At 72.7% G+C, this 7,719-nt stretch carries 8 protein-coding genes; 5 read left to right on the top strand and 3 right to left on the bottom strand.

Annotated features, from left to right (window positions below):
* Positions 1–219: 219 nt before the first annotated feature.
* From QMF80_RS37545 to QMF80_RS37535, 3 genes are all read right to left on the bottom strand, one after another.
* Complete coding sequence (locus tag QMF80_RS37545) at positions 220–954, bottom strand: PIG-L deacetylase family protein (RefSeq protein WP_283461866.1); 735 nt, start codon at positions 952–954, stop codon at positions 220–222.
* A 48-nt stretch (positions 955–1,002) separates the two neighbouring features.
* A complete protein-coding gene (locus QMF80_RS37540) occupies positions 1,003–1,515 on the bottom strand; it encodes a F0F1 ATP synthase subunit B family protein (protein WP_283461864.1) in 513 nt (170 codons plus the stop codon).
* A gap of 87 nt (positions 1,516–1,602) precedes the next feature.
* Positions 1,603–2,364, bottom strand: a complete 762-nt coding sequence (locus QMF80_RS37535; RefSeq protein WP_283461868.1) for a VOC family protein — start codon at positions 2,362–2,364, stop codon at positions 1,603–1,605.
* A 397-nt stretch (positions 2,365–2,761) separates the two neighbouring features.
* Here QMF80_RS37535 and QMF80_RS37530 point away from each other — a divergent pair, with 397 nt between their 5' ends.
* From QMF80_RS37530 to QMF80_RS37510, 5 genes are all read left to right on the top strand, one after another.
* The gene (locus QMF80_RS37530) at positions 2,762–3,118 is read left to right on the top strand and encodes a PRC-barrel domain-containing protein (protein ID WP_283461862.1); all 357 of its coding nucleotides are present in this window, start codon (positions 2,762–2,764) and stop codon (positions 3,116–3,118) included.
* Positions 3,119–3,277: 159 nt separating this feature from the next.
* Complete coding sequence (locus QMF80_RS37525) at positions 3,278–4,195, top strand: YihY/virulence factor BrkB family protein (protein WP_283461860.1); 918 nt, start codon at positions 3,278–3,280, stop codon at positions 4,193–4,195.
* 299 nt (positions 4,196–4,494) lie between these two features.
* Positions 4,495–5,598 carry a M20 family metallopeptidase gene (locus tag QMF80_RS37520; RefSeq protein ID WP_283461858.1) on the top strand — a complete coding sequence of 368 codons (1,104 nt, stop codon included), beginning with the start codon at positions 4,495–4,497 and terminating at the stop codon, positions 5,596–5,598.
* 175 nt (positions 5,599–5,773) lie between these two features.
* A complete protein-coding gene (locus QMF80_RS37515; RefSeq protein ID WP_283461857.1) occupies positions 5,774–7,267 on the top strand; it encodes an MFS transporter in 1,494 nt (497 codons plus the stop codon).
* Positions 7,268–7,433: 166 nt separating this feature from the next.
* On the top strand, positions 7,434–7,694 hold the full coding sequence (locus QMF80_RS37510) for a hypothetical protein (RefSeq protein WP_283461855.1): 261 nt from the start codon (positions 7,434–7,436) through the stop codon (positions 7,692–7,694).
* The last annotated feature ends 25 nt before the right edge of the window (positions 7,695–7,719 follow it).

The following is a 7,719-nucleotide window of genomic DNA, read 5'->3' as shown; positions in this document are numbered from 1 at the left end:
GACCCGCTCACGGAACGCTTGCCTCTCCGCGGTCAGACCCCCACCCTGCGGATACCTCATACAACCGGCATACCGCGACGATCACCAACCGTCAGCCCCTACGACAAGACGACTTCAAGGTCAGTAGTGCCGTGCCGGGCGCCGCGACCCGGTGCACCTTCCGGTCACGGCACTAGCCGGCCCGGACGAGGTGGACGGCCCGGGGCGGTTCCGGGAGGCTCATGCCTCACCGATCGGCCGGCGGACGTACCACTCGGTGGCCAGCAGGGCGTCCCGGTCAGCTGGTGGGAGACCGGCCAGCCGCCCGGGCAGGGCACCGCGCGCCACCTCCGTGCGGTGGGCCAGGATCGCAGCGGTCTTCTGCCCGAGCCACGGACGTACGTCGAGGGTCACGGTGACCCACTCGTCCGGCACGCTGTACATCGCGGCGCCCTCGCGGACGAGGCGACCGCCCAGGGTCCGCGCGGCCGAGTGCGGGTGCGTGGCGAGGTAGAGGGTGCTCGGCCGCCAGGGGGCGCCCGACTCCGGGTAGAGCTGTTCCAGCCCGGCGGCCTGGACCGCGAGCGTGGTCACCCGGTGGGTGTGGAGGTGGTCGGGGTGCCCGGTGAGGCCCCCGTACGCGTCATGGGTGACGACGGCCTCGGGCCTGAACTCCCTGATGTGCCGGACCAGTTGGCGCACCGTCTCGTCGAGCGGCGCGTCGCGGAACCGGGCGCGGCCCGGGGCCGATCGCGGCGCCCCGCCATCGGCGTAGCCGAGCAGCCGCGGCGCGCCCGCGCCGAGGATCCGCAGGGCGTCGCCGAGTTCGGCGGCGCGCCGGGTGTCCCGCGCCCAGGTCGCGGTGACGACCGCGGTCCGGGCTCCGGCCGCCGCGTGGCGGGCGAGCATGCCGCCCGCCGACAGGGACTCGTCGTCCGGGTGCGCGAAGACCGCGAGGAGATTCGGCAGGGGCATGGCGGGGTCGCCTTCCGGGAGCGGGCACGCCGTACGCGCGCCGACGTGTCAGGCGGAGCCGGACACTCCCTCCGCGTCGACCTCGGCGAAGAATTCCTCCGCTATGGCGCGGGCGCGGTCCGCGTCGGTCAGCGGTTCGCCGAGGATGCGCCCGGCCAGCTCGGTGGCCAGGCCGAGTACGTCCTCCCGCAGCTCGGCCCCGGCGATGATGACGTCCGCCTCGCGCTGCACGGTGGCCGCGGCGATGAGTTCCGCACGCATCCGCTGCCCCTCGGCGCGTACGGCGGCCAGGAGCGCCACCCCCTCCTCGTGCGCGGCCTGGCGGACCTGGGCGGCCTCGTGCCGGGCCTCGCTCAAGGCGGCCTGGTACTCGGCGTGGACCCGCTGGGCTTCCCGGCGGATCTCTTCGGCCCGCGCCAGCGTGCCGGTGGTGACGTCCTCGCGTTCCGCGAGGGTCTTCTCGACCCGGGGGAGCAGGATCTTGGCCAGGACGGCGAAAACCGCAAGGAAAGTGATCAGGCCGACGATGAGTTCGATCGGGTGTGGCTCAAGGGGTCCCATGATCCGATCGTATGTGCAGGTCGATGGCGAACGAAATGGCTTGGCGCCGCTGCCAGTTGACACGAACCCGGTGGGCTGACGGGGTGGCTACCCGATGGCCCTCGTCCCGGCCGGGTTCCGCGCCGTGGTGAGGGTGAAGAGCCCGCCGTCGGGGTCGCGCAGGGTCGCCCACGGTTCGGCGGGGTCCGGGCTGGTGGGGAGCGCGACCGTACTGCCGCCGAGGGAGGTGGCGGCGGCGACCGCCCGGTCGAGGTCGGCGACACGGAAGTGCACGTGCCAGCGGGGCCGCGCATGGGGCGCGTACGCGGCCGCCTCGACCGGCCCGCTGTTCAGGCGGGCCACCGGCTCACCGGAATGCCGCAGGACGACCTGGTCCTCCTCGTAGGACACCTCGCAGCACCCGCTGCGCCCGGTCGCCCACTCCAGGACACCGCCGTAGAAGATCGCCGCGTCGAAGGCGTTGCGGGTACGGAGTTCCAGCCAGGCGGGCGCGTAGCCCGCCCCCACCCGCCAGTGCGGCGCCACGGGGCCCTCCCAGATGCCGAAGACGGCGCCGTCGACGTCGGCCGCGAGCGCCGCGCGCCCGCCGCTCTCGAACGACACCGGCCCCACCGCGACCGTGCCGCTGCGCTCCCGGATCCGCTCGACGGCGATGTCGGCGTCCTCGACGGCGAAGTACGGGGTCCATGCCACCGGTACCGCCAGGTCACCCGCCAGGGCTCCGATGCCGCCCACCGGCACCCCGGCCACTTCCCCGACGGAGAAGGCGTCGCCCAGGCGGGCGGGCCGGAACTTCCAGCTGAGGACCGCGCTGTAGAAGTGCTGGGCCGTGTCGAGATCGCGAGCCATCAGGCTCACCCAGCACGGCGCTCCGAAGACGTCCTTCGTCCAGATCTCCACCGTTGACGCTCCCTCGTTCATCGGCGCAGCCGAGCGCGCCCGACGCCCGGATCCCGACGACTGGACCGGGCCCAAGAGGTAGCGCCCCGGCACCCGTCCCGGCGAGGAGGCGCGCCGGACGCGGTCCGGCCCTGGGGGGAAGGGAGGGACCGCGTACGGCTGCCGGCAGGGGGTGCCCGCCACACCGCTCAGAGCGCCGGGCACCCTCTGCCCACCCGTCTGACCGGGATCGGGCGGCGTAAACGTGGCGGACGGCGGGGATTCTGCGGGCGCATGGGGGCTCTGATCAGGGGCAGGGGCGCGGAGGACAGCACAATGAGCCGTTTCCGGCGAGGGAGGCGTTCGTATGAACATCAACGTGTGGGGATACCGGGAGGCCTCCGGTCATCTGGAGGCCCTCGACCTGACGGGCTACGCGGTGGAGGCGTCGGACGGCGCCGTCGGCACGGTGGACAAGCACTCCGACGAGGTCGGCTCCTCGTACCTCGTGGTCGACACCGGTCCGTGGATCTTCGGCAAGGAGGTCCTGCTGCCCGCGGGCACGGTCACGCACATCGACCAGGAGGAGCGGAAGGTCTACGTCGACCGGACCAAGGACCAGATCAAGGCCGCGCCCGAGTTCGACAAGCAGAAGCACCTCGGTGACCTGGACTACCACCGCCAGATCGGCGGATACTACACCGACCCGGGGCACCGGGCCTGACCCGGACCGCGACCGCTCGCCCCATCCCCATTCCCATCCCCGCCCCACGCCCGCCCGCGACCGGCTGAGCCGTTCGCGCACGTCCCCCCGGCCCCGCCTGCGACCGCGGCGTTCCCGGACCGCGCGCATCACCCGGCAGGCCGGGGGAAGGAGTGCCCCGTGGCAACGAGCACTCTGCGCGCGGCGCGGAACACCTGGAAGCGGCGCGCGGCGCGTACGGCGGCGCGGGTCCGCGCCTCGCTGTGGCGGACGGTGGTCCGCGCCTGGGACGACAACATCGCCGACCACGCGGCCGCCCTCACCTACTACGCCGTCCTCGCGCTGGTCCCCGCCCTGCTGATCTCGGTGTCCCTGGTGGGCCTGGCCGGGGACCGGACCCAAGAACGCCTCATCGCCGAACTCACCTCGTACGCGCCCCCGCAGTCCGCGGTGGTCCTGCGCGACGCGCTCAACGGGCTGGTCTCGGAGCAGTCCTCGCTGTGGGCCCTGCTGATCAGCGGTGTGGTGAGCGCCCTGTGGTCGGCGTCGAGCTATCTGGCGGTCTTCCGCCGCGCCCTGCACGCGATGTACCGGGTTCCCGACACCCGGCCGCCGCTGCGCGCCGCGCACACGCTGGTGCTCACCGCCGCCGCCCTGCTGGTGCTACTCGTCGTCGCGGCCGCGGGGCTGGTGGCGTCGGGCCCCCTCGCGCTCCGGGCCGCCGGCGCGATCGGGTTCAGCGGCGCGGGAACCGTGATGGTCCTGCGGTGGCCCGTCCTGCTGCTGGTGGTCACCTCGCTGATCCTGATCCTCTTCAGGACCGGCCCGGCGCGCGCCCGCGGGACCCGCCGGGCCCTGCCCGGCGGGGTGCTGGCGGCCGCGCTGTGGCTGAGCGCCTCGGGCCTCTTCACCCTGTACACGCAGTTCGGTACCTACAGCCGCCTGTACGGATCGCTGGCCGGGATCGTCGTGTTCCTCGTCTGGCTGTGGGTCGCGAACCTGGCCCTCCTCAGCGGAGCCCAGTTCAACGCGGAGCTCGCCCGCGACGCCGATCCGGCGCACACGCTCCCCGAGCGGAACTCCGGCACCGGGGCCTGAAACGGCCCATCCCGCCCCGCGCGGCCCCGCTCACCCGCGGGTCCGACGCGGGGCTGTCGTGCGCATGGCACATCGGTCAAGGGTTGCGAACGGCTGGGCGCGCAGCTGTACCGCGACCTGCGCGCCGAGCCGTGCGCGGACGGGCTGGTCGCCGACTTCACCGCCGAGGCGGGCCCCCGAGCGGTCGGAGCGGCTCCCCGAGCGGTCGGAGCGGGGCCTCGCGCCGTCGGACGGGTCCCACGAGCCGTTGGGCCAGGGGCTGTCCCGCTCCTCGGGGCGTCCCGGCTAGCCTTGGCCGTATGACCACGGACAAGAGCGGCCACGTGAGTGTTGACGCGATGCTCGACGACCTCAGGACCCTCGTCGAGACCGAGTCCCCGTCGCGCGATCTCGCCGCCTTGAGCGCATCGGCCAAAGTCGTCGCGGGCGTCATCGAGAGCCGCCTCGGCGGGCACGCCGTCCTGGTGGAGAGCGAGGCCGGGCCGCACGTCCACTGGTCGGGCGGCGGCGAACCCGGGGTGCTGATCCTCGGCCACCACGACACGGTGTTTCCGCTCGGGACCCTCGAACGCCGCCCGTTCACGGTCGAGAACGGGCACGCGAGCGGCCCCGGGGTCTTCGACATGCTGGGCGGACTGGTGCAGGCGGTGCACGGCCTGGCGGCGCTCGACGACCGCTCGGGGGTCGAGATCCTGGTGACCGCCGACGAGGAGGTGGGCTCCCGCTCCTCCCGCGCCCTCATCGAGGAACGCGCCCTGGCCTGCGGCGCCGTACTCGTCTTCGAGGGCGCGGCCGACGGCGGCGCCCTCAAGACCGGCCGCAAGGGCTGCGGCACCTTCCAGGTCTCCATCGCGGGCCGGGCGTCGCACGCGGGCCTGGAGCCCGAGGCCGGAGTGAACGCCCTGGTCGAAGCGGCGCACCAGGTGCTGGCGATCGCGGCGCTGGGCCGCCCCGAGGCCGGTACGACGGTCACCCCGACCGTCGCGTCCGCGGGAACCCTGGACAACGTCGTTCCGGCGGAGGCGACCATCGTCGTCGACGTCCGGGTGGAGACGGCCGAGGAGACGGAGCGGATCGAGAGCGCGTTCGCGGCGCTGACGCCGCATCTCGACGAGGCGGAGATCTCGGTCCGCGGCGGCATCGGCCGCCCCCCGATGCCCCAGTCGGCGTCGCAGCAGCTGTTCGAGGTGGCGCGGCGGCTGGTGCCGGGCATCGAAGGCAGGGCGGTCGGCGGCGGCAGCGACGGCAACTTCACGGCAGCGCTGGGGGTGCCGACCCTCGACGGCCTCGGGGCGATCGGCGGCGGCGCCCATGCCGACCACGAGTACCTGGTGGTCGATGCCATGACCGGACGGGCGAACCTCGTTACCGCTCTGGTCCGGGCCGTCCTGACACCCCGTTAGGCATGGCGCGGGACCACGGGCCGGCCCCTCCGTCTCCCGGGGCCGGCCCTGTACGGGCCACGAGTTTGTCCAGTTGATCTACGGGTAAACGCCGACGGCGGACGGGCGCCCTCGGGTCCCCCCGCGACGCCCGTGGGTGCCACCCGCGAGGCAACGGGAGAACCTGGGAGAACCGATGAGTGACGCTGACGAGGCGCGGACGGGGATCATCACCACGAAAGTGCCCGCACGGCTGGACCGGCTGCCGTGGTCGCGCTGGCACTGGATGATCGTGATCGGGCTCGGCACCGTATGGATCCTGGACGGCCTCGAAGTGACGGTCGTCGGCAACATCGCGAGCAGGCTCTCCGAGAAGGGCAGCGGGCTGGCGATCAGCGACGCGCAGGTCACCGGGCTGGCAGCCGCGCTGTACGTCGCGGGCGCGTGCTCGGGGGCCCTGTTCTTCGGCTGGCTCACCGACCGGTACGGGCGCAAGAAGCTCTTCCTCATCACCCTCGCGGTCTACCTCACGGCGACCGCGCTGACCGCCGTGTCCTTCTCCGCGTGGTGGTTCTTCCTGTTCCGCTTCCTCACCGGTTTCGGCATCGGCGGCGAGTACGCGGCGATCAATTCGGCCATCGACGAGCTGATCCCCAGTAAGTACCGGGGCCGGGTAGACCTCATCATCAACGGCAGCTTCTGGCTCGGCGCCATGGCGGGCGCCCTGCTGTCCGTACTGGCCCTGAACACCGACATCCTCCCCGCCGACGTCGGCTGGCGACTCACCTTCGGCCTGGGCGTGGTCCTGGGCCTGGTCATCCTGCTCGTCCGCAGGCACGTACCGGAGAGCCCGCGCTGGATGTTCATCCACGGCCGCGACGAGGAGGCCGAGGAACTCGTACGGAACGTCGAGCGGGACGTGGAGCAGCAGACCGGTGCACGCCTGCCGGAACCGGGCAGCTCCATCACCATCGAGCAGCGCGAGAGCGTCGGGTTCCTGCTCATCGCGAGGACGCTGCTGCGCGCGTACCCCAAGCGGTCCGTGCTCGGGCTGGCGCTGTTCATCGGGCAGGCCTTCCTCTACAACGCGATCACCTTCGGCTTCGGTTCGATCCTGGTGAAGTTCTTCGACGTACCCACCGGACACACCGGTTACTACTTCGCGGTCATCGCCTTCGGGAACCTCCTCGGCCCGCTCTGCCTCGGGCGGTTGTTCGACACGGTGGGCCGACGGACGATGATCGCCACCACCTACACCCTGTCGGGCGTGCTGCTCTTCGTGACCGCCTGGCTCTTCGACGGCGGACACCTCAGCGCCGTCACCATGACGGCGTGCTGGTGCGTGGTCCTCTTCTTCGCCTCGGCGGGCGCCAGTTCGGCTTATCTGACGGTCAGTGAGATCTTCCCGATGGAGACCCGGGCCATGGCCATCGCGTTCTTCTACGCGATCGGCACCGCGGCGGGCGGCATCTCCGGACCCCTGATCTTCGCCGACCTGACGTCGAGCGGGGTGCCCGGCGACACGGCCCTCGCCTTCTGCATCGGCGCCTCGCTGATGGTCGTCGCCGGTGTCGTGGCCTGGTTCTTCGCCGTCGCCGCCGAGGGCCGGTCCCTGGAGGACATCGCGAAGCCGTTGTCGGCGCGGACCTCACCGCGGAACGACGAGGAAGCGCCCGCCCCGGTTGTTTGATCCACCCGGCCGTCCGCGTCCCCGGCCGTCCGAGCCTCCGGCTGGTTGAGCCCCGGCCGCGTGAGTCCCCGGCCGTCCGCGCCCCCGGCGGGATGAGCCGCCAGGAGTTCGAGTACGGCGCCCGTGGCTCGGCGGGCGGCGGGGCGGCGCCTGTTAGCGTCGGCGCATGACGACTGCACCGAAGCGATTCGAGGTCCTGCTGGTTCCCGAGCACGTCGAAGGTGGCGGCGTGGGCGCCGCCGCCGACGCGGTACGGGCGGCCGTCGTCGAGGCGACGGGGGAGACCGGAGTCTCCGGATACCCGCGCTACACCGGAGGCGGGATGGAAGCGGACATCGACCCCGCCACGGGGGCGGTCGAGGCGCTGCTCGTCGACGGGTCCGAACTGGACTACTCACTGAAGGCGGTCACGGCCCCGGCCGAGTGACCCCACCCGACCCGCCCCCGTGGCG

This window comes from Streptomyces sp. G-G2 (genome assembly GCF_030063135.1).
In the GTDB taxonomy this organism is placed as follows: domain Bacteria; phylum Actinomycetota; class Actinomycetes; order Streptomycetales; family Streptomycetaceae; genus Streptomyces.
Note: the sequence above shows the minus strand (reverse complement) of the source record. Positions and strands in the feature narration are given on the sequence as shown.

Excerpts from the sequence above, each read along its gene's own strand:
- QMF80_RS37545 (WP_283461866.1), bottom strand. The coding sequence starts at position 954 with ATGCCCCTGCCGAATCTCCTCGCGGTCTTCGCGCACCCGGACGACGAG.
- QMF80_RS37540 (WP_283461864.1), bottom strand. The coding sequence starts at position 1,515 with ATGGGACCCCTTGAGCCACACCCGATCGAACTCATCGTCGGCCTGATC.
- QMF80_RS37535 (WP_283461868.1), bottom strand. The coding sequence starts at position 2,364 with ATGGCTCGCGATCTCGACACGGCCCAGCACTTCTACAGCGCGGTCCTC.
- QMF80_RS37530 (WP_283461862.1), top strand. The coding sequence starts at position 2,762 with ATGAACATCAACGTGTGGGGATACCGGGAGGCCTCCGGTCATCTGGAG.
- QMF80_RS37520 (WP_283461858.1), top strand. The coding sequence starts at position 4,495 with ATGACCACGGACAAGAGCGGCCACGTGAGTGTTGACGCGATGCTCGAC.
- QMF80_RS37515 (WP_283461857.1), top strand. The coding sequence starts at position 5,774 with ATGAGTGACGCTGACGAGGCGCGGACGGGGATCATCACCACGAAAGTG.
- QMF80_RS37510 (WP_283461855.1), top strand. The coding sequence starts at position 7,434 with ATGACGACTGCACCGAAGCGATTCGAGGTCCTGCTGGTTCCCGAGCAC.